The sequence below is a fragment of the Megasphaera sp. UPII 135-E genome (assembly GCF_000221545.1).
Lineage (GTDB): Bacteria > Bacillota > Negativicutes > Veillonellales > Megasphaeraceae > Megasphaera > Megasphaera hutchinsoni.
In genome coordinates this window covers 1-22,795 of the sequence record NZ_AFUG01000049.1, presented here as the reverse complement: position 1 = coordinate 22,795, position 22,795 = coordinate 1, and the positions used below count along the sequence as shown (strand labels likewise).

The 22,795-nt window shown below is 42.1% G+C and carries 13 protein-coding genes and 1 tRNA gene; 10 read left to right on the top strand and 4 right to left on the bottom strand.

Features of this window, described 5'->3' with window-relative positions; translation table 11 throughout:
* Positions 1-175: 175 nt before the first annotated feature.
* Positions 176-4,471, top strand: coding sequence for an ESPR-type extended signal peptide-containing protein (locus HMPREF1040_RS07315; RefSeq protein ID WP_036257957.1), 4,296 nt, complete (start codon positions 176-178; stop codon positions 4,469-4,471).
* A gap of 683 nt (positions 4,472-5,154) precedes the next feature.
* The gene (locus HMPREF1040_RS08355; protein WP_050791374.1) at positions 5,155-12,153 is read left to right on the top strand and encodes an ESPR-type extended signal peptide-containing protein; all 6,999 of its coding nucleotides are present in this window, start codon (positions 5,155-5,157) and stop codon (positions 12,151-12,153) included.
* Positions 12,154-12,679: 526 nt separating this feature from the next.
* Here HMPREF1040_RS08355 and rbr read toward each other — a convergent pair.
* From rbr to HMPREF1040_RS07290, 4 genes are all read right to left on the bottom strand, one after another.
* Positions 12,680-13,216, bottom strand: coding sequence for a rubrerythrin (rbr, locus tag HMPREF1040_RS07305; protein ID WP_007393324.1), 537 nt, complete (start codon positions 13,214-13,216; stop codon positions 12,680-12,682).
* Between the two features lie 252 nt (positions 13,217-13,468).
* Complete coding sequence (locus tag HMPREF1040_RS07735) at positions 13,469-13,975, bottom strand: hypothetical protein (protein ID WP_007393330.1); 507 nt, start codon at positions 13,973-13,975, stop codon at positions 13,469-13,471.
* Positions 13,972-14,535 carry a DUF1700 domain-containing protein gene (locus HMPREF1040_RS07295; RefSeq protein ID WP_007393333.1) on the bottom strand — a complete coding sequence of 188 codons (564 nt, stop codon included), beginning with the start codon at positions 14,533-14,535 and terminating at the stop codon, positions 13,972-13,974. The genes HMPREF1040_RS07735 and HMPREF1040_RS07295 overlap by 4 nt, the downstream gene beginning before the upstream one ends.
* Positions 14,522-14,827, bottom strand: coding sequence for a hypothetical protein (locus HMPREF1040_RS07290; protein ID WP_007393337.1), 306 nt, complete (start codon positions 14,825-14,827; stop codon positions 14,522-14,524). Before HMPREF1040_RS07290 ends, HMPREF1040_RS07295 begins: the two co-directional genes overlap by 14 nt.
* Before the next feature lie 187 nt (positions 14,828-15,014).
* On the opposite strand from HMPREF1040_RS07290, the gene HMPREF1040_RS07285 reads away from it, so the two are divergent.
* From HMPREF1040_RS07285 to purB, 8 genes are all read left to right on the top strand, one after another.
* Positions 15,015-15,218 carry a DUF951 domain-containing protein gene (locus HMPREF1040_RS07285; protein WP_007393308.1) on the top strand — a complete coding sequence of 68 codons (204 nt, stop codon included), beginning with the start codon at positions 15,015-15,017 and terminating at the stop codon, positions 15,216-15,218.
* Between the two features lie 109 nt (positions 15,219-15,327).
* Positions 15,328-16,002 carry a tRNA (guanosine(46)-N7)-methyltransferase TrmB gene (gene trmB, locus HMPREF1040_RS07280; RefSeq protein WP_007393319.1) on the top strand — a complete coding sequence of 225 codons (675 nt, stop codon included), beginning with the start codon at positions 15,328-15,330 and terminating at the stop codon, positions 16,000-16,002.
* Entirely contained in the window at positions 15,986-17,254 is a 1,269-nt protein-coding gene (locus tag HMPREF1040_RS07275; RefSeq protein ID WP_007393329.1) for an FtsW/RodA/SpoVE family cell cycle protein, read from the top strand. Before trmB ends, HMPREF1040_RS07275 begins: the two co-directional genes overlap by 17 nt.
* A gap of 12 nt (positions 17,255-17,266) precedes the next feature.
* On the top strand, positions 17,267-18,535 hold the full coding sequence (gene uraA / locus HMPREF1040_RS07270; protein WP_007393342.1) for a uracil permease: 1,269 nt from the start codon (positions 17,267-17,269) through the stop codon (positions 18,533-18,535).
* A gap of 104 nt (positions 18,536-18,639) precedes the next feature.
* Positions 18,640-19,749 (top strand): [FeFe] hydrogenase H-cluster radical SAM maturase HydE, encoded by a 1,110-nt coding sequence (gene hydE, locus HMPREF1040_RS07265; RefSeq protein ID WP_007393326.1) that lies wholly within the window; start codon positions 18,640-18,642, stop codon positions 19,747-19,749.
* A 78-nt stretch (positions 19,750-19,827) separates the two neighbouring features.
* A tRNA-Arg gene (locus tag HMPREF1040_RS07260) sits at positions 19,828-19,904 on the top strand.
* A gap of 284 nt (positions 19,905-20,188) precedes the next feature.
* Complete coding sequence (yedE, locus tag HMPREF1040_RS07255) at positions 20,189-21,271, top strand: YedE family putative selenium transporter (RefSeq protein WP_007393302.1); 1,083 nt, start codon at positions 20,189-20,191, stop codon at positions 21,269-21,271.
* Positions 21,272-21,454: 183 nt separating this feature from the next.
* A complete protein-coding gene (purB, locus tag HMPREF1040_RS07250) occupies positions 21,455-22,747 on the top strand; it encodes an adenylosuccinate lyase (RefSeq protein ID WP_007393335.1) in 1,293 nt (430 codons plus the stop codon).
* The last annotated feature ends 48 nt before the right edge of the window (positions 22,748-22,795 follow it).

The following is a 22,795-nucleotide window of genomic DNA, read 5'->3' as shown; positions in this document are numbered from 1 at the left end:
AATAATACTACGATGATTTCTTGAGAATAAATAATTATTTGTATGATAAAATTTTTCAAAATATGAGCAAAACTAAGGACATCTTGATTGATAATTTATATACAGTGTATAATTTATAATGAAAAAATTAATACAGATGTTGGTAGGTATAGCAATAGAAGGGGAGAGAAAAGATATGAATAAAATATTTAAAGTCATTTGGAGTGAAACGAAACATGCCTATTGTGTAGTGTCGGAAATTGTGCACACACACAGTCGTGCTTCGACACGTCGTACTAAAGCGGCATTGGTGGCTGTTTTGATATTGACTTCTTCGGCATTAGGACAAGGAGTACAAGCAGATGGGACCAATTCCTATTCATGGGGAAGTGGATCAGAAGCAACAGGGGACCAGTCCGTAGCAGCAGGAGATAGTGCCAAAGCACTAGGGGAAGGTTCCACGGCAGTAGGACAAGGAGCACAAGCAAAAGAGCGATTTTCTACGGCATTAGGACAAAATGCACACGCAGAAAAAGAATTTTCCACGGCATTAGGAGTTAGTGCACAAGCAAAAGGGGCCTGGTCCACGGCATTAGGACAAAATGCAATAGCAGAAAAAGACTATTCTACGGCATTAGGATATTATGCACAAGCACAAGGGGACGCTTCCACGGCAGTAGGAGATGGAGCACAAGCACCAGGGCTCAAGTCCACGGCATTAGGAGCACAAGCACAAGCACAAAGTAACTATTCCATGGCATTAGGATATAAAGCAAACGCACAAGGGGACCAGTCCACGGCATTAGGAAAGGAAGCACAAGCACAAGGGGACCTGTCCATTGCAGTAGGACAAGGAGCAATAGCAAATGGGATATATTCCATTGCATTAGGAAAAGAAGCACAAACAAAATGTGGTTTTTCTGTAGCAGTAGGAGGCGGAGCACAAGCAAATGGGAACCAGTCCATAGCATTAGGATATCTAGCAACAGCAGAAAAAGACTATGCTGTGGCATTAGGAAATCAAGCAAAAGCACAAGGGCAATCTTCCATAGCATTAGGAGATGACGTACACGCAGAAAAAGACCATTCCGTGGCATTAGGATGGAGAGCACAAGCACAAGGTAACTATTCCATGGCATTAGGACATCAAGCACAAGCCTGGTTAGAGGGAAGCGTTGCTTTGGGCAGCGGCTCTGTTGCTTCGATAGATAAAGGAGTAAAAGGATATGATCCGTTTACGGGAAAAGCAAGCACGGAAACCTCTGTCGTTTGGCAAGCGACACGAGCGGCATTTTCTGTCGGAAGTACCAGCGATATAAATTATTTAATAACCCGTCAGATTACGGGAGTTGCCGCCGGTACACAAGACACCGATGCGGTCAACGTGGCACAGCTGAAAGCATTGAATACGAAAGTAGATAAAGGTGCAGTACACTACTTCTCCGTCAAAAGCACGGAGAAAGGTGAAAATTCGAACCGGGATAATGACGGCGCGACAGGAGAAGATGCGGTAGCCATAGGAGTCGGAGCCCAAGCAAAAGGGGGCGCTTCCACGGCATTAGGACTTGGAGTAATAGCAGAAAAAGACTCTTCCACGGCAGTAGGATGTAGTGCCTATGCACAAGGTGAATTTTCCACGGCATTAGGATATAAAGCAAACGCACAAGGGAACTTTTCCATGGCATTAGGACAAGAAGCACAAGCACTAGAGGTCTCTTCCACGGCATTAGGAAGTGGAGCAAAAGCACTGCTAGATGGAAGCGTTGCTTTGGGCTTCGGCTCTATTGCTTCGATAGGTAAAGGAGTAGTCGGATATGATCCGTTTGCCGGAAAAGCAAGCACGGAAAACTCTGCCATTTGGAAAGCGACACAAGCGGCACTTTCTGTAGGAAGTACCGTAGATGGAAATAATTTAATAACCCGTCAGATTACGGGAGTTGCCGCAGGTAGCGAAGACACCGATGCGGTCAACGTGGCACAGCTGAAAGCATTGAATGCTAAAGTAGATAAAGGTGCAGTACACTATTTCTCGGTGAATAGTAGTAAACCTGCAAATCCTGCCGGGACCAACTGGGATAATGACGGAGCGACAGGAGATGGTGCGGTAGCCATAGGAAATGGAGCACAAGCACAAGGGAACTCTTCCACGGCATTAGGACATCAAGCAACCGCAGAAGGGGACTATTCCACGGCATTAGGATATGGAGCACAAGCACCAGGGGAATCTTCCACGGCATTAGGACGTGAAGCACAAGCACAAGAGCGCTTTTCTATGGCATTAGGACGTGAAGCACAAGCACTAGGGGAATCTTCCACGGCATTAGGACGTAAAGCACAAGCTCTGGTAGAGGGAAGCGTAGCTTTGGGTGAAGGAACGGTAGCCGTCAGAAAAGAAGGAACAGTTGGCTATATAGCACTTGGAGGCAGTGCCACCTTTGAAGATGCCTTGAAAACTCTGAATAAAAAAGAAGACTATGATAAATGGAAAAACAAAGTCACTAATGAATTAAAAACGAAATATGACAAATTAACACAAGCGTGTTTTAACGCAGACCCTACTGACCAAATTGATAAGAAGTCCGCTCTTAACAAATGGAAAGGAGAGCATAAAGACTTCGTAGATGCTCTGGAAAAGAAGAGCAAACTGGAAGCGACATGGAAAGCCACTAAAGCGGCTGTCAGCGTAGGTGCGGACGGTCTGGACGAAGTAGGAAACAGAATTATTGAAAGCCGACAGATTACCAATGTGGCAGCAGGTACAAAAGACACCGATGCGGTCAATGTGGCACAACTGAAAGTGTTGAACGGTAAAGTAGATACACTCGGCACAAAGATAGAAGATGTCAAGAAAATAGCGGACGGTAATAAAATTCATTACTTCTCCGTCAACAACACGGATACTAGTGCAGGTTCGAACTGGGATAATGACGGAGCGACAAGAGAAGATGCGGTAGCCATAGGACATAGTGTAATATCAGATGGGTTCTCTTCCACGGCATTAGGAGGTGGAGCAAGAGCAACAAAAGATTATTCCACGGCATTAGGACATAGAGCAGACGCACTAGGGGTCTCTTCCGTGGCATTAGGAAGTGGAGCAAGCGCAGAAGGGTTCTCTTCCACGGCATTAGGAAATGACGCAAAAGCACTATGGGCCTATTCCACGGCATTAGGATATAAAGCAGAAGCCCGGGTAGATGGAAGCGTTGCTTTGGGTAGCGACTCTATTGCTTCGATAGATAAAGGAGTATTTGGATATGATCCGTCTACCGGAAAAGCAAGCACGGAAACCTCTGCCATTTGGAAAGCGACACGAGCGGCATTTTCTGTCGGAAGTACTGTAGATGGAAATAATTTAATAACCCGTCAGATTACGGGAGTTGCCGCAGGTACACAAGATACCGATGCGGTCAACGTGGCACAGCTCAAAGCATTGGAAAAGAAATTGATTAAAGTCCTCCCGGAAGTTGTGGGCGATCAAAAGACGGGTGTAGTTGTAGAAAAGAATCTGAAAGAAAATACATCGATACCGTCAACGAGCGAAACGGCACCGCCAACAGGCGGCGTAACGACATCGTTAACGAGCAGAACGACACCGCCAACGGGTGTAACGACACCGCCAACGGGGGTAACGACACCGCCAACGAGCGAAACGGCACCGCCAACGAGTGTAACGGCACAGCCAACGGGTGTAACGACAACGACAACTGCTCCGACAGATGAAAGCAAGACCGTTTATAAAGTAAAACTCGACAAGAAAGTTGATGTGGGAAATATTTCTATAGACGGTAATGAAAATAAAGAAACAATTACAATCGGTAAAGGCGACAACCATGTTATTGTAAATAACACCGGACTTACCATTGCAAACGGTCCTTCCGTTACAAAGAGCGGTATCAATGCAAATAAAAATAAAATTACTAATGTAGGAGACGGAACGATATCCGAAGACAGTACTGAGGCAGTGAATGGTAAACAGCTTTACGGCGTGGAACAGGATGTCAAGCGGAACACGAAAACCATCGACAACCTGCAAAATAATATGTACGATATGGGAATGAAAGTGGGCGAATTGGACACCAGAGTCAATAAAGTCGGCGCAGGCGCCGCTGCTCTCGCCGCTCTTCACCCGCAAGAGTTTGAGCCGGAAGATAAATGGGGTATTGCCGCAGGCGTAGGCAACTACAAAAATGCCACCGCCGCCGCAGTGGGACTTTTCTATCGTCCTAACGAAAGAACCCTGCTGAATCTGGGCTGGACGATGGGTGATTCCAGAAACATGGTGAATGCCGGCGTTTCCGTAAAACTGGGAAGCGGCAGTACCTATGCGGGATTTTCCAAAGTACAAATGGCAAACCGTTTGACGCAGCAGGAAGAAAAAATAACGGCACAAGAACAAGAAATCAAAGAACTGCGTGAAAGAGAAGAACAAAGAGAAAAACAGATGCAAGAGATTCTGAGCAAGCTGAAAATGATGGAAAAGACAAAAGCATAAGGAATCAACAAGAAAGAACGGTCTCATCAAAGAGATCGTTCTTTTTTGTTGTCAACACAAAGTTGCCCCATACCAATAGGAGAAAAAGCAATTTCTTATAGAATGACAGATACACAAGGCATTCCTTTTATAGTCAAAACAAAATGAAGAAATGACGCATATAAAAAAGCCGTCCCCGTCGGGGTGATGATAGACGAAAGAATATAAACTTCTGCCCTGTGTATGCAGGCTTGCCACCGGATTCGAAAAAAGCAACGGTTACAAATGAAAGTATAGTTTTTATATACATCTGCATGTATACGCTTTCTTTGATGTCGCCATTTTTTGAGGTATGACCAAAAAGCATGAATATTAGAAAAAAACGATATAAACGACAAAGCTGTGAAAGGAAAACAGAGGACGGGAAAGGAAAAACGATAACCGCAGAGAAAAATCGGGGGGGGAGACAATAAATGAAGATAACAAGAGATAAAACCCGTAAAATGACCTGTAATTGTCTTATAAAAGAACCGGAACGTAAGAAAATGAAAAGAAATTAAGAAAATTTTATTATAAATTAGTGTAATATATTTGCAGATACAATTTGAGAGTAGTAAAATTAATAATTGGTAAATTTGATCGCAGATACGGAATATTTCTTTCACACGGGATATTTCATTTTTTTTGTTAAAGGAGAGGGTTTTATGAACAAAATCTATAAACTGGTCTGGAGCAAAGTAAGAAACACTTGGGTGGTGGTTTCTGAAATTGCCAAAGGACACGGGAAAAGCTCTTCGCCGGAAAGAAACGGAAAACGTCTGAAATCGTTAGTTGTCATGGCACTCCTCGGGTGCTTCGTGACAGCAGGTGGTGCGGTAGCCATAGCAAACGGGAAAGAGTCCACGGTATATGGGGGGGGAGTCGCATCAGGGCTACAGTCCGTAGCAATAGGAGCTAAATCAAAAGCAGAAAAACAATTTTCCACGGCAGTAGGATATCAAGCAGACGCAAAAGAAGACGATTCCACGGCATATGGATATAAAGCAAAAGCAACGGGGCTATCTTCTACGGCATTAGGAAATGGAGCGGAAGCAAAAGAGAAATGGTCCACGGCAGTAGGAAGTTTAGCACACGCATATGAGGTCTATTCCACGGCAGTAGGACAAGGAGCACAAGCAACAGGGCAAGATTCCACGGCAGTAGGAAGTGTAGCAGAAGCAACAGGGCGCGATTCCACGGCATTAGGACAATATGCAATAGCACAAGGGGCCTCTTCCATGGCATTAGGACAAGGAGCAAAATCCACGGTAGAGGGAAGCGTTGCTTTGGGTGAAGGAACAGTAGCCGGCAGAGAAGCAGGAAAAGTCGGCTATATAGCATCTGCCGGTGATATGACCTTTGATGCTGTACTGAAAACGCTGGGCAAAAAAGCGGACTATGATACCTGGACAACAACAAACAAGTCATTAATTGAGAAATATAATGAGTTGACAAAGGCATATTTAAAGGCAGATGAACGTGATAAAGCTGCTAAGAAGAAAGCGCTTGATGATCTTAATGAATGGAAACAAAAGAATGGGAACTTCATAGACGCATTGATGAAGAACGAAAAACTGGAAGCGACATGGAAAGCCAGTAGAGGGGCAGTCAGTGTAGGCGGAGAAAGCGAGGACGAAGCAGGGAACAAAATTATTGCAACCCGCCAGATTACCAATGTAGCTGCCGGAAGTGAAGACACGGATGCGGTCAACGTGGCACAGCTGAAAGCATTGAATGACAAAGTAGATAAAGGTTCAGTACACTATTTCTCCGTCAACAGCACGGATAAAGGTGCAGATTCGAACTGGAAGAATGACGGAGCGACAGGAGATGGTGCGGTAGCCATAGGAGTTAGAGCACAAGCAAAAGAGGACTATTCCACGGCATTGGGAAATGACGCAAAAGCACTAAAGTACGGTTCCATGGCATTAGGATATAACGCACAAGCACAAGGGGGCGCTTCCATTGCATTAGGATATGAAGCATACGCAAAAGAGACCGCTTCCACGGCATTAGGGGATAACGCAAAAGCACTAGGGGATTATTCCACGGCAGTAGGAACTGGAGCACAAGCCCCGGTAGATGGAAGCGTTGCTTTGGGTGAAGGAACAGTAGCCGGCAGAGAAGCAGGAACAGTCGGATATTTGGCATCTGCCGGTGTTACGACCTTTGATGATGTACTGACAGCACTGGGTAAAAAAACGGAATATGCTAAATGGGAAGCAACAATTGATGCATCAATTGCGGAATATAACATGTTAGCAGAAGAATATTTTCACGCAGTTGGGGATAGTGACAAAGCTGCTGCGAAGGACGAACTTGATAAATGGAAAAGACAGCATCCGGAATTCGTAAATGCTCTGGAAGAGAAGAGCAAACTGGAAGCGACATGGAAAGCCACCAAAGCGGCTGTCAGCGTAGGCAGAGACAGTACGAACGAAAACGGAGATAGAATTAGCCGACAGATTACCAATGTAGCTGCAGGAACACAAGATACTGACGCAGTCAACGTGGCACAGCTCAAAGCTTTGAATACGAAAGTAGATAAAGGTGCAGTACACTACTTCTCCGTCAACAGCACGGATAAAGGTGCAGGTTCGAACTGGAAGAATGACGGAGCGACAGGAAAAGATGCGGTAGCCATAGGATATAACGCACAAGCACAAGGGGCCTCTTCCGTGGCATTAGGACATGGAGCACAAGCACAAGGGCCCGTTTCCACGGCATTAGGACATGGAGCACAAGCACAAGGGTACGTTTCCACGGCATTAGGATATAACGCACAAGCAACAGGGGGCTCTTCCGTGGCATTAGGACATGGAGCACAAGCACAAGGGGCCTCTTCCGTGGCATTAGGATATGGAGCACAAGCCCCGGTAGATGGAAGCGTTGCTTTGGGTAAAGGAACAGTAGCCGTCAGAAAAGAAGGAACAGTCGGCTATTTGGAATCTGCCGGTGGTACGACCTTTGATGATGTACTGAATGCACTGGGCAAAAAAACGGAATATAATAACTGGAAAAATAAAATCGATGAATCAAAAGCGGAATATAACAGATTAACAAACGCATATTTTAACGCAAGTGAAAGTGGCAAAGCTGCTGCGAAGACCGCTCTTGAAACATGGAAAGTAAATCATAAAGAATTCTTAGATGCTTTGGAAAAGAAGAGCAAACTGGAAGCGACATGGAAAGCCACCAAAGCGGCTGTCAGCGTAGGCAGAGACAGTTCGGACGAAGCAGGAAATAGAATTATTGAAAGCCGACAGATTACCAATGTAGCTGCAGGAACACAAGATACTGACGCAGTCAACGTAGCACAGTTGAAAGCACTGGACAATAAAGTAACGGATAAACTGAAAACCGCAGGCGGAGTACACTATTTCTCGGTGAAATCCGGTAAACCTGAAAATCCTGACGGAACCAACTGGAATAATGACGGCGCGGCAGGAGACGATGCGGTAGCCATAGGAAATGGAGCACAAGCACAAGGGGCTTCTTCCACGGCATTAGGAGCTGTAGCACAAGCACAAGGTGAATATTCCATGGCATTAGGAGCTGTAGCAATAGCACAAGGTAACTATTCCATGGCATTAGGACGTAAAGCAAACGCACAAGGGAACCTTTCCATGGCATTAGGAGATGGAGCAATAGCAGCAAAAGACTATTCCACGGCATTGGGAAATGGAGCACAAGCACAAGAGAACTCTTCTATGGCATTAGGATATGGCGCAATAGCCCGGGTAGAGGGAAGCGTTGCGTTGGGCATCGGCTCTATTGCTTCAATAGATAAAGGAGTATTCGGATATGATCCGTTTACCGGAAAAGCAAGCACGGAAAACTCTGCCATTTGGAAAGCGACACACGCGGCATTTTCTGTAGGAAGTACTGAAGATGAACATAAATTAATAACTCGTCAGATTACGGGCGTGGCCGCCGGCAGTGAAGACACCGATGTGGTCAACGTGGCACAGCTCAAAGTATTGAATACGAAAGTGGACAAAGTAGCTGCAAACAGTACCGCTTATACGGTTGAAACAAAAGAAAATAACGATAATACTACCACCGTCACCATTAAAAGCAATAAAGCCGGTGATAAAGGTACAACCGTAACGGTAGCCACCAAAGATATTCATATTACAAGCGGAACGTACGATAAAAACACAAAGAAACTTACATTTACAACGAATACGAATACTACATTCGATGTAGATATGAATGACGTAATACATGCGGCGGCGGAAGGCAGCGTGCATTACTTGTCAGTGAACAGTTCCGAACAAGGAGCAGGATCCAACTATAAGAATGACGGTGCGGTCGGTGAAAATTCGATAGCTATCGGTGTGTATGCTAAGGCGGATAGTGTTGGCGGCGTGGCTTTGGGCCGAAATTCTACAGCAAAACGTGCAGGCGGTTTATTCGGCTATAATCCGAAAAACGGAGCCGCCTTTGTAGATGGTAAAGCCGTAGCGGAATATCTTGGTAAGACTACGGAATATGACGCTTTGCAAACGGAAATGACCGCAAAGAAAACAGCTGTTGAAGAGGCAAAAGCAGCCTTAAAAGATAACCCTACAGATACAACTAAGAAAGAAAATTTAAATAAGGCATATCAAGCTTTAGAAGAAGTGCAACAGAAAGAGAATCTTCTTCTCGGGGCGTATCGTTCGGCTAGTGGCTATGGTGCTTTTTCCGTAGGTAATGAAGAAACCGGAATGACAAGACAGATTACGGGAGTTGCCGCCGGTACAAAGGACACTGATGCGGTCAACGTGGCACAGCTGAAAGTATTGAATACGAAAGTGGATAAAGTAGCGGCAAACAGTACCGCTTATACGGTTGAAACAAAAGAAAATAACGATAATACGACCACCGTCACTATTAAAAGCAATAAAGCCGGTGATAAAGGTACAACCGTAACGGTAGCCACCAAAGATATTCATATTACAAGCGGAACGTACGATAAAAACACAAAGAAACTTACATTTACAACGAATACGAATACTACCTTCGATGTAGATATGAATGACGTAATACATGCGGCGGCGGAAGGCAGCGTGCATTACTTGTCGGTGAACAGTTCGGAAACCGGTGAAGGTTCCAACTATAAGAATGACGGTGCGGTCGGTAAAAATTCGATGGCTATCGGTGCGTATGCTATGGCGGATAGTGTTGGTGGTGTGGCCTTGGGCAGAGATTCTACAGCAAAACGTGAAGGCGGTTTATTCGGTTATAATCCGAAAAACGGAGCAGCCTTTGTAGACGGTACAGCCGTAGCGGAATATCTCGGTAAGACTACGGAATATGACGCTTTGCAAACGGAAATGACCGCAAAGAAAAAGGCTGTTGAAGAGGCAAAAAAAGCCTTAAAAGAAAACGCTGCAGATACAACTAAGAAAGAAGATTTAAATAAGGCATATCAAGCTTTAGAAGCAGTGCAACAGAAAGAGAATCTTCTTCTCGGGGCGTATCGTTCGGCAAGTGGCTATGGTGCTTTTTCCGTAGGTAATGAAGAAAAAGGTATCACCCGTCAGATTACGGGAGTTGCCGCCGGTACAAAGGACACGGATGCGGTCAACGTGGCACAGCTCAAAGTATTGAATACGAAAGTGGACAAAGTAGCTGCAAACAGTACCGCTTATACGGTTGAAACAAAAGAAAATAACGATAATACTACCACCGTCACCATTAAAAGCAATAAAGCCGGTGATAAAGGTACAACCGTAACGGTAGCCACCAAAGATATTCATATTACAAGCGGAACGTACGATAAAAACACAAAGAAACTTACCTTTACAACGAATACGAATACTACTTTCGACGTAGATATGAATGACGTAATAAATGCGGCGGCGGAAGGTAGCGTGCATTACTTGTCGGTGAAGAGTTCGGAAACCGGTGAAGGTTCCAACTATAAGAATGACGGTGCGAAAGCAAAAGGCAGTATCGTACTGGGTGTACGCTCCTCGTCGGAAGGTATCAACGGTGTGGTTGTCGGCAATGACAACAAACTGACCGGTATAAAAAATAATCAAAATAATAGTGTTGTTATCGGTACCGGATTGAATGTAGACGGTGTACATAACATTGTTGTCGGTACCAACTATGAAAATTACGATCAAAAAGAGACGAAGGTAAAAGGTGAACATAATACCGTTATCGGTAACGGAAATTTAGTCGGATATACGGCTGTCAAAGATCCCAATGATGATAGAAAATGGATATATACCGCGGGAGACGGAAGCGATCAAAATGTAGTTGTCGGCATGTGCAATACGGCAAACGGCGGCAGTATCGCAGTAGGTAGCGATCTGGAAGTGGAAGATCGAGGACGTGCTTTCGGTAGCGGTAATAAGATTATCGGCAGTGATAACAGAGGCGGTCAATGGGGCTTGGCACTAGGTAGTAATAATACCGTTAAAGGTGAAAAGGCTGTCAGTGTAGGTACCGGAACGAATGCCTTCGGAGATTGGACAGTTGCTATCGGTTCGGAAGCTAAAACGCATGCAACGAACAGTATAGCCATGGGATACCAGGCGGAAACGGTAAATGGTTGGTCTGCGGCAATCGGCAGCGAAGCCAAAACGACAGGAACGGCAAGCACCGCCGTGGGCGGTTTGAGTGCTTCGGCAACGGTAGATTACGGTGCGGCCTTCGGTTCTTTTAGTGTGGCGCAAAGAGCAAGCGGTGTAGCAGGATACTTGGCAAACGGACAGACCGGTTCAGCATGGAAATCCAATTTGGGAGCCTTTTCCGTCGGCAATGATGTGAAAGGGTTTTCACGTCAGATTACGGGAGTAGCTGCCGGAAGTGAAGACACGGATGCAGTCAACGTGGCACAGCTGAAAGCCTTGGAAAAGAAATTGATTAAAGTCCTCCCGGAAGTTGTGGGCGATCAAAAGACGGGTGTAGTTGTAGAAAAGAATCCGAAAGAAAATACATCGACACCGTCAACAGGCGGAACGACACCTGCTCCGGCAGCTGAAAACAAGACTGTTTATAAAGTAAAACTCGACAAGAAAATTGATGTGGGACATATTTCTATAGATGGTACTGAAAATAAAGAAAAGGCTTCTATCGGCGATGTGCAGATCAATGGCGAAAAAGGGAAAGGTACGGTGACGGGTCTTTCCAATAAAACGTGGGATGAAAAACATGTTGTATCAGGTAGAGCCGCTACGGAAGATCAACTTCAGGCGGTTTCCCAAAAGAACCGGCAAGCTATCTCGGAATTAGGCACCCGGATGGAACGCGGTACGGCATCAGCGGCGGCACTGGCTGCTTTGCATCCGCAGGAATTCGATCCCGCCGATAAATGGGATTTTGCTGTGGGATATAGTAATTATCGTAGTGCCAACACCTTTGCTTTTGGCGGGTTCTATCGACCGAATGAACGCACCCTTGTTTCCCTCGGCGGTACCTTCGGTGGCGAAAACATCGTCAATGTAGGTCTGTCCTTCAAAACGGGCAAAGGGTCGGACGGTATCAGCACGTCACGCATTGCAATGGCACGGGAAATACAGGCGCTGAAGTTGCAAAACAAACAGCAAGAAGAAAAAAGTCAACAACTGAAACAAGATAATCAGGCTATACGCAAGGAAAATCAAGAAATGAAAAAAGAAGTAGAATGGTTGAAAAGACAAGTGGCTAAGTTGCTGACTAAATAAGATATATGTAAAAAGAAAATGCCCTTTTGCGTAAATAGGTGAAAGGGTATTTCTTTTTCTCTTTTGTTGATATAAGCAGAGAAACAAAAAAGAGATATCGAATAATATTGATATCTCTTTTTTTTTGTGGTTTCTGTGGGTGTTTATGGGGCAAGAAAATGATTCATCTTTAGTTTGAAGATAGTTTATTTGTGATGTTGGTAATATCCATAACCGATGGAACGGTTCCTTTAGTTGTTGCGAGCATAAGCACCGGGAGGTAAGCTTGCGAAGGCGGATGTTGAGGTAGTAATTGTTTGGGGATGTAATGACTATATTACTTAATAAAAATAACATAATTATTACCTTGTCATACTATTATAATATAGTATAATAGGGGCGTTAGTAGAGGAAAACATTAGATGCTTGCTGAAAAAGTTACGAGTTGTGTATAGACTTATGTTAATAAACATATAATATATAGAGCTTTTATATAGACAAAAAAACGAGACGAATATATCGTCTCGTTAAGTTTGAAACTAAGGGATTAGTAATTATCTTCGTGAATTTCAAAAAATGATTGAGGCACGCTGCATACGGGACATATTTTGGGGGCTTCTTTGCCTTCATAAATAAATCCGCAGTTACGACAGATCCAGGTTTTGTCTTCGTCTTTTTTGAATACTTTTCCTGTTTTTACATTTTCGAGTAAGTCTAAATACCGTTGTTCATGACGGTGTTCAATTTCGCCTACTTTTTCAAAGAGAAAAGCGATTTTATTAAACCCTTCTTCCCGTGCTTCTTTAGCAAAGGTCGGATACATATCTACTCGTTCGTAATGTTCGCCGGCAGCAGCATCAGCTAAATCGCTAATGGTATTTAATTCATCTTGATGGAGTAGTTTAAACCAAAGTTGAGCATGGGCTTTTTCGTTACGAGCTGTTTCTTCAAATAGGGATTTAATTTGTTCATAACCTGATTTTCCAGCTACTTCTGCATAAAACGTGTATTTATTACGTGCTTGTGATTCACCGGCAAATGCGGCTTGTAAATTTTTTTCTGTTTTGCTTCCTTTTAATTCCATGATTCATACCTCCTGTATTATCCTTGTACATCTATATAATCATTATGTAAATAATATATGGGGAAGAGGAGTTCTGTTCCTCTTGACATGTTTAGTATAACACAATAAAAATAAAATATCAATAGAAAATATCTTTTATTTAATAATTTATTTTTAAAGAGAATGATTATTAAAAACAAAATAAAGATATATTATAGTAAGATTCACTACAATATATCTTTATATAGGATTTTTATGGTATAGATGATTGGGTCAATCTATAGTATCTAAGTCACTATCGGGATCTTGCGGTGAAGGTGCAGTACGATGAGGAACGGTTGTTTTTGCTTTGCCAGGCCGTTTCGAATTTGTCAGAGATTCCATTTTTTTTGGTTGTTTGGGTTGGTCTGAAGGCGAGTCTGTATCGGGTTCAGGAGATGTTTTTTCTTTATCGTCGTCATCATTTGTATGGGGATAATCGTCACTTGATTCATCATAAAGAGAAAACTTGTTAGGTCGGGTTATTTCGTTGCGAATACCATATTTTTGAGATATACGCTGCTCTAATTCATCTGCTTGTGTAGGCAGCATTATTTTTAACCGTGATAACATTTCCTCCGGAGAAAGATGCCCTCGTTCTACATCACGTTGCATGATTTTACATTCTTGATAATATGATATCCAGCGTACTATATTAGGGTAATCAGTCATGTAAAATGAGATAACGGTTAAACTGGTAAAAAATAGAGAGATAATGAGTAATAAGAATGTCCGAATCATAAGAGCCTCCTTCTGCGTTTACGGCAGGCGTAAGCTAGGGAGGAACCCGTAAAGCCGGCGAATAAAAAAGATAGTACTACACCTATTAACGTGAATAATGATATTTTAGGTAAAGGTAACCATTCGCTAAGGCAATAGGGCGGGAGCATATTCCAAACGATCCCGAAGAGAATGGCGATACCTGTTAGGGTATAAAATAAACGAGCAATATACCTACCTAGGATACGCCCAACGATATTTCCGGAATGTTCTGAGGTAAAGCGTTGTGACTTGTCTGTAGATGGTGTCGTTTGATTATACGCATAAGGTGTAGTAGGTGGCGTATAAGGATTGACATAGGTTAATTGGGCATTTTCTTCAGGATTGATTTCTTCGCCCATATATAAGCGATAGATATTATGGGGATGACCTAGTTTTTGGCATATTTTTTCTTCAGAAATGCCCTTTTTTTTACCTTTGTTAAAGGCCTCTTCGCAATCAGCTAAAATTCCTTTTAGATCAGCTGGGTCACTATTGCGAAAATAGTGTCGTAATAAGTCTATAAATTCATTTTGTTTCATTTGTTCTCCTATTTTTTTCATTGATAAAAAAATGATATTTTTCGTGTGCAATGGCACCTTGTTGCCAAGCAAAAATGGATATACATAATATACCTACAAGTAGCAGTAAGAATATAGGAAATGAGCCGACTATGGGAATGTGTTGAATAGCTGCTAATGGTTTTGCTTTTATGGCGATACAATAGGCAAGCCAAAGTAGAAAACAAATCAGTAGTGCTGAACCAATGGTGCCGAGGGTATACCAAAACCAATGTGCATACGTACGCCATAATAAGCGTAATGAGATAAACATATGATAGGCACTCCTTCCATGGGAGAGAATGTACTTATTATTCTATACTATCATAGTAAAAAAAGGTAAACAAGAGAGAGATGAAAAGAAAGTGCCATAAGTACTTGCATTTGCAGGGATAGGTAGTTTATCATAATGAATATAAGTGTTTCTATGTTGATGAGGTGTGGTGTAAGGGAGATAAGGTATGGAGAAGTTTATTCGTTATTATGTAGGGGATCGGGTGCAAATGAAAAAGTCGCATCCTTGCGGATCGCAAGAATGGGATGTCATGCGTATTGGGGTGGATTTTGTGATCCAGTGTTGTGGTTGTGGGCATCGGGTGATGTTAGCACGATCCAAATTTGAAAAATCCGTGAAGAAGATTGTTTCGCGGAAGGACGTAGAATGAACGGGTAGGGTGTGGTAGTTGACACGCTTTTTTCTATTATTTATAATAAATGTAATAAGGCTGATTTCACATGAAATCAGCCTATTTTTGAGAGTGGAGGAGGAACGTAATGCGGTTGCGAAGAAAGCCTTGGATTGATCAGGCGATAACGGAATATGAGCATGTTGTTCGATTGCAAGGTGGTGAGATGTATAAAGGTCATTGGCGTGAGTTGTTTGCTAATCCGACGTTACCTTTATGGGTTGAATTGGGGACAGGCAAGGGAAATTTTATTTCTCGCATGGCCCAGCTACATAAAGAGGTTAATTTTATCGGCATTGAAATTCAGTTAGGCGTCTTATATTATGCCGCTAAAAAGTGTGTTGATGTAGAGGCAACGAACGTGCAGTTATTGCGATTTGATGTGGCTTTTTTAGAAGAATTGTTTGCACCAGGGGAAGTGGATCGTTTTTTTATTAATTTTTGCGATCCTTGGCCTAAAAAACGGCACGCGAAAAGACGATTAACCCATCGTAGCTTTTTGGATAGATATGCTCGGTTGTTATCACCGCAAGGGCGGTTAGATTTCAAGTCGGATAATGAAGGGTTGTTTATTTTTTCCTTAGAAGAATTTCAGCAAAGGCAATGGAAGCTGACGGAAATTACGTATGATTTACATCATAGTAACATCCTTAATGAAGCGATGACGGAATATGAGGAAAAGTTTAGTGCTAAAGGGCAACCAATTTTTCATTGTGCTGCGTTTTGTCCATGCGAGGTGAGGACAGGTGAAGAGGAAAAGTAAGAGTAAGAGTAAGCGATTACAACAGTACTTTTTTTGGTTATTAGTTAGCTTTGCTTTGCTTATTGTTATTGGTACGGTAAATGTGTATAGTGCTACGTTTGTAACGGCACCAGGCAAGGTAAGTATGCATGGCTATTTGTATAAGCAGCTTGGTTTAATTGCTGGCGGAATTGTAGGCGGATTTTTTGCATATTATAGTAGTTATAAAAATATTCGTAGATTCGTAGGCGTCCTTATTATTGTTACGTTTATTTGCTTAGTTATTGTGCTTGGAGCGGGCGTTGTGGTTAAAGGTGCACGGCGTTGGATAGCGATAGCTGGTATTACCTTTCAACCATCAGAATTTGCCAAGATTACGGGCATTATTTTTTCCGCTAAGGTTATTGCACCGTCTTTAGATAAAGTGGAAAAAATACGTCTTATATGGATAAATAAAAAGAGCCATCATTGTAAAGGGTGGAAAAAATTACCTATTTTAGTACATCCTGCGATTATCTTGTCTTTTTCGATGGCTTTCTTTGTCATGATCCAACCCGATGCCGGCACGGCTATGGTTATTTTGGGGATTCCTATCTGCATGTTGTGGATTAGTGGTATGGTTGTGGGTATTAAAAAATCTCCTTTTTCGTTGGCCGCTTTCGTTGGGGGTATTATTTGCATTGCCGCGGCAATTGCTTCCGAAGGGTATCGCATGAAACGGTTGGTTTCCTGGATTGACCCATGGAAATACCAAGCTACATTAGGGTATCAGGCAACGCAAAGTTTTATCGCTATTGGTTCGGGCGGTGTTTTTGGTCAAGGTGTGGGTAATGGGATTAGTAAATTTAATTATTTGCCTGAAGCCCATACGGACTTTGCCTTTGCTATTTTGGCACAAGAATGGGGAATTTTTGGCTCTATATTAGTGATTTCATTATTTGCAATTATTTTAATTTTGGGTTTTCGTATTGTTTTTTATTGTCGCGATTCATTTGGTAAATTGTTAGCTTTAGGGATTGTGTTGTATTTTTCTGGACAGGGGATTATTAATATTGGTATGAATTGTGGCATTTTTCCTGTTATTGGGGTACCTTTGCCATTTATTAGTTATGGCGGGACTTCGCTAGTGATGAATATTGTAATGGCTGCGTTGTTGCTAAATGTTTGTCATCAGAGTTATGAAGCGGAGTTGAAGCTTGAAAGGGAAGCAGTTAAGCCAGTTTTTACGTCTCTGCGGAGGGAAACCCAAAGCCGATTTATACCAGGAAAGTAAGGGGGAAATAGAATGGAAGAAAGACGTATTATTCATGTAGAAGAACGATTGCCTATATTACCGACCATTCCGTTGAGTTTGCAACATTTATTTGCGATGTTTGGTTCAACTGTTTTAGTACCATTTTTATTGCATGTGGATCCAGCTACGGCATTGTTTATGAATGGGATTGGCACACTTTTGTATTTATTTATTTGTAAATGGCGGTTACCGGCCTATTTAGGATCGAGTTTTGCTTTTATCTCGCCTGTGTTGGCGGTATGCTCCATACCTGGGATGACATACGGTGATGCACAAGGTGGATTTATTGTTTTCGGTATTTCTTTTATGATTTTAGCGGTTATCATTAATAAAGTAGGAACGGCATGGATTGATGTGTTGTTTCCGCCGGCGGCGATGGGAGCGATTGTTGCTATTATTGGGTTAGAGTTAGCTCCTTTGGCGATGACTATGTCGGGATATATTGGTACGGCACAAGGCATGAGTAATCATACGGCCATTATTATTTCGACATTTACACTTCTGATTACGATTATTACGAGCGTTGTTGGGCGTGGTTTTTTAGGTATTATCCCTATTTTGGTGGGAGTTGTAGCAGGGTATATTCTTTCGTATTTTATGGGCGTGGTGGATCTGTCAAAAGTAGCGAATACGCCTTGGTTTGCTTTCCCTACGTTTTATAAACCCTCTTTTCATCTGAGTGCGATTATGATGATTATGCCGGCTCTTTTTGTCGTATTAGCGGAGCATTTAGGGCATTTATTTGTGACGAGTGATATTGTTGGTAGGGATTTAATTAAAGATCCGGGGTTACATCGATCTTTATTTGCCGATGGGCTTTCTAATATGTTATCGGGGTTAGTAGGCTCTACTCCCAATACAACGTATGGTGAAAATATGGGCGTCATGGCGATTACTGGCGTGTATAGTACATGGGTTATTGGCGGTGCGGCTATCTTTGCTATTATTTTTTCTTTTGTAGGAAAAATTGCGGCGTTGATTCATGCTATTCCTGTACCTGTAATGGGTGGGGTATGCATTTTGTTATTTGGTTTTATTGCGGCTTCAGGATTGCGAATGTTAGTAGAAAAAAGGGTTGATTATACACATTCTAAGAATTTAATTTTGACGGCTGTAACGATGATTAGTGGCCTTAGTGGTGCGACTATTGTTTTGGGACCGGTGCAATTAAAAGGTATGGGGTTAGCTACGGTAGTTGCGATGTTACTGAGTATTATCTTTTTGCTATTTAAACGTGCTAAGTGGCTTAATAATCATTAAATAAAAAAATGTGTTGACGGATTTTCTTAGAAAATCCGTCTTTTTTTTTTATGCTTAATGATATATCATAGTATTAGCAAAGCAGAAAAAAGCGAGGTGATGATATGTCGGGGGTAGAACATGTATTAAACCACAATCAGTTTACTAAAGAAGATTTAATGACTTTATTAGCACTTACGGAGCCGGAAGAATGCAAAAAGTTATATGATGCAGCTTATGCAGTCAAGGCAAGACAAGTAGGAGCTGTGGTTTATTATAGAGGTCTGATTGAATTTTCTAATCGGTGTATTAAGAATTGTAAGTATTGCGGTATTCGCAAGGATAATACACAGGTAGAACGATTTGATACGGAACGTAAGGATATTTTAGCAATGGCAAAATGGACGTATGATAATCAATATGGTTCCATTACGTTGCAATCGGGAGAACGACAAGATCCGGCATTCATCACATATATGGAAGGGTTAATTCGTGATATTAAGGCATTGAGCAACGATGAATTGGGAATTACCTTATGCGTAGGGGAACAAGATGAAGAAACCTATCAACGGTGGTTTGAGGCAGGGGCGCATCGCTATTTGTTGCGGATTGAAACGAGTAATCCTTCCTTATATGCTACCTTGCATCCTCAAGATGGTCATCATGAATGGTTACGGCGTAAAGATTGTCTTATGATGTTAAGACGCATTGGCTATCAAGTTGGTACGGGGGTGATGATCGGTTTGCCGGGACAAACGATAGAGGATTTAGCGGAAGATATTATTTTTTATCGTGATTTTGATATTGATATGATTGGAATGGGACCTTATGTGGTGCATCATGATACCCCGATTGGTCAATATGTATTGAAAACAGGGCTGGATTCAGAAAAAGAAAAAGAACGACGGTTCCGTTTGGGGCTTAATATGATTGCGGTGACGCGGTTATTTTTACCGGATGTCAATATTGCCGCTACCACGGCGTTACAGGCGTTACATCCGTTAGGTCGGGAATTGGGGTTAAAGGCGGGGGCGAATGTCTTGATGCCTATTGTTACGTTACCTAAATTTCGTTCGCAGTATTTGTTATATGATAATAAACCTTGCGTGGAAGATAAGCCCGACCAATGTCGGCATTGTTTGAATGCACGGGTGGCATCTGTTGGAGATGTTGTAGGCTTTGGCAAGTGGGGTGACTCACCACATTATTTTCATAAACAGAAGGTATCTCCCTGATGAGTGATGGATAAGGAAGAGGCTATCTCTTTCTTTTTTCTCTTGAATGTGATATGATACTAACGCATACTTTCTTATGCGCCCATAGCTCAGCTGGATAGAGCAGCAGTTTCCTAAACTGCGTGTCGGATGTTCAAGTCATCTTGGGCGCACCATTTGCACGCAAACCGATAAGGATATAGATCCTTATCGGTTTTTTGCATTCTTTGTTGTAGGGAGGATAAGTAAAAAAATAATAAAAACAACATAAAACATAATATATTAAAGAGAATGTGACAACCTTGTATAAAATGTTGCAAATAAATGAATAATGAAAATAAATTTTATCATCTTAAAGTATACCTAAAAGGTGATTTACATTTATAAATGATAGGCATATAATACAAGTGTAATCGGGAACCGACACCTACGTTTGTTATGAATGAAAGGGGGAAGTACAATGGACGTAGAAAATAAAAAAATTTGTGTCATTGTTAGTGGTCTTATTATTGGTATTATTGCTACGATTTTAGTTACATTAGGAAATCCCGCAAATATGGGATTGGATAGCATTAGTTTTTTACGAGATACGATGGGGGCATTAGGATTTCATCAAACTGCTGGTGCTCAGTATATTCGCCCTGAATTGATTGGCTTGGTTTGGGGTGCACTTATTTTGGCTGTTTTGCGTAAACAATATCATGCACGTGGCGGCTCTGCTCCGTTAGTTCGTTTTGTTGTAGGCTTTTTTGTAGCTATCGGTGCTATGGTCTTTATGGGGGATCCCTTCCGGATGCTTATGCGTATCGGCGGTGGTGACTGGGCTGCTATTGTTGGCTTGGTTGGTTTTATTGTTGGTGCTGCTATTGGGGCATATTTCTTGAATCGAGGCTTTACGTTGCCCGCTGTTCAGGAAGTAAATGTATTAGAAAGTGCATTTATGCCTATTTTAAAAATTGTTTTATTGATTTTAGTGCTGGTCGCACCGACATTTATCGTATTTTCTTCGGGCGAAGATATTGGCGCTATTCATGCTAGTATTATTATTTCTCTTATCGGTGGACTTATTATTGGTGCCATTGCACAACAAATGCGTTTTTGCTTTGCCAATACGTTTAGAAGCCTGTTTTTAGAAAAGAATGTAACGATGCTTTTAGGTTGGATTGGTGTATTAGTAGCGATATTCATTGTAAATGGTATCACCCATCAATTTCATAGTGGCGTAGATATGCAACCATTTGCTAATACGGATGCATTGTGGAATTTCTTAGGTATGGTATTAGTCGGATGGGGTTGTACCCTTATTGGTGGTGATCCTATTCGTCAATTGGTTCGTTCCGGTGAAGGGGATACGGATGCAGCTATTACCGTTATCGGTATGGCTACAGGTGCTGCTTTATCGGAAAACTTTGCTTTATCTTCTACCGTAAGCGGAGCCACTCCGACTGGTCAGATTGCTGTGATTATTGGCATTATTGTAGTTCTCATTATTTCAGGATATTACAGTTGCAAAACATGCCGTACACCGCATCAAGAAGGATAGTGTTCATCGCAATTAAATCATCGGTTTTCGATAGTAATAATAGTTGATATGAAAAAAGGATAAGGTTATGTAGACCTTATCCTTTTTTGTAGTTGTAAATTTTGACTATCGAAATAAAATAGAATGGAGTATAATAAAAAACGAAGTATTTATATCAATAGACTGGCAAAGGAGAGATTTACAGTGATTGAACGGTATACCCGAGAAGAAATGGGACGCATCTGGACAGAGGAACATGAATGGAACACGTTAAAGGAAGTTGAAATATTGGCGAGTGAAGCACAAGCAGAACTGGGCAATATTCCACAACAAGCAGCAGAAGAAATTCGTGAAAAAGCAGCTTTTTCTGTGGCACGTATTCATGAAATTGAAGCAGAAACACATCATGATATTGCAGCGTTTGTTTCTGTGCTCTCTGAAAATATAGGTGCATCTGGTAAATATGTTCATTTGGGGTTGACCTCTACGGACGTTAAAGATACTGCATTAGGTGTAATGTTAAAACAAGCTTCGGATGTATTGTTGGAAGATTTAGAAGCGTTTCGTCAAGTGTTACGTCGCCGTGCGGTAGAATTTAAATATACACCTTGTATTGGGCGGACACATGGGATACATGCAGAAGCAACTACATTTGGGTTGAAGTTATGTAATTGGTTAGCTGAAATTGAACGTGATATTGAACGTATGAAACGGGCAAAGGAAACGATTGCTGTAGGGAAAATTTCAGGTGCCGTAGGTACGTATGCCGATATTGATCCCTTTGTTGAAACGTATGTATGTCGTAAACTAGGGATTGCATCTGCCTTGATTTCATCACAGACGTTACAGCGTGATAGACATGCAGAATTTTTAACAACGTTGGCTGTTATTGCCAGCTCTATTGATAAATTCGCTACGGAAATTCGCCATTTACAGCGTACGGAAGTACGAGAAGCAGAAGAATATTTTAGTCCGAAACAAAAAGGTTCGTCTATTATGCCGCATAAACGAAATCCGATTACGTGTGAACGCATGTGTGGCTTGGCACGGCTGATTCGTGGTTACGCCCAGGCGGCATTGGAAGATGTGGCTTTGTGGCATGAACGGGATATTTCGCATTCTTCGGTAGAGCGGGTTATATTACCAGATAGTACGATTGCTTTAGATTATATGCTAACTACCTTTACGCGGGTTGTCGATAAGCTATTAGTATATCCGGAGAAGATGGAAGCTGATTTGAATTTGACGGGCGGATTAATTTATAGTCCGATTTTGTTAAATACGTTAGTAGAACATGGAGCTGTACGGGAACAAGCCTATCGTTGGGTACAACGGAATGCTATGAAACGTTGGATTGATGGGGAAGATTTTTTGGAAAATTTAAAGAAAGATCCTGATATTGCTACTGTAATGAATAATGATGAAATCGAAGCATGCTTTGATGTGCATAAAATGTTGCAGCATGTTGATTTGATTTTCTCTCGTTTTGGGTTATAAATAAGGGTATAAAAAAAGTCCTCATCGTAATGAGGACTAGACGTCGAC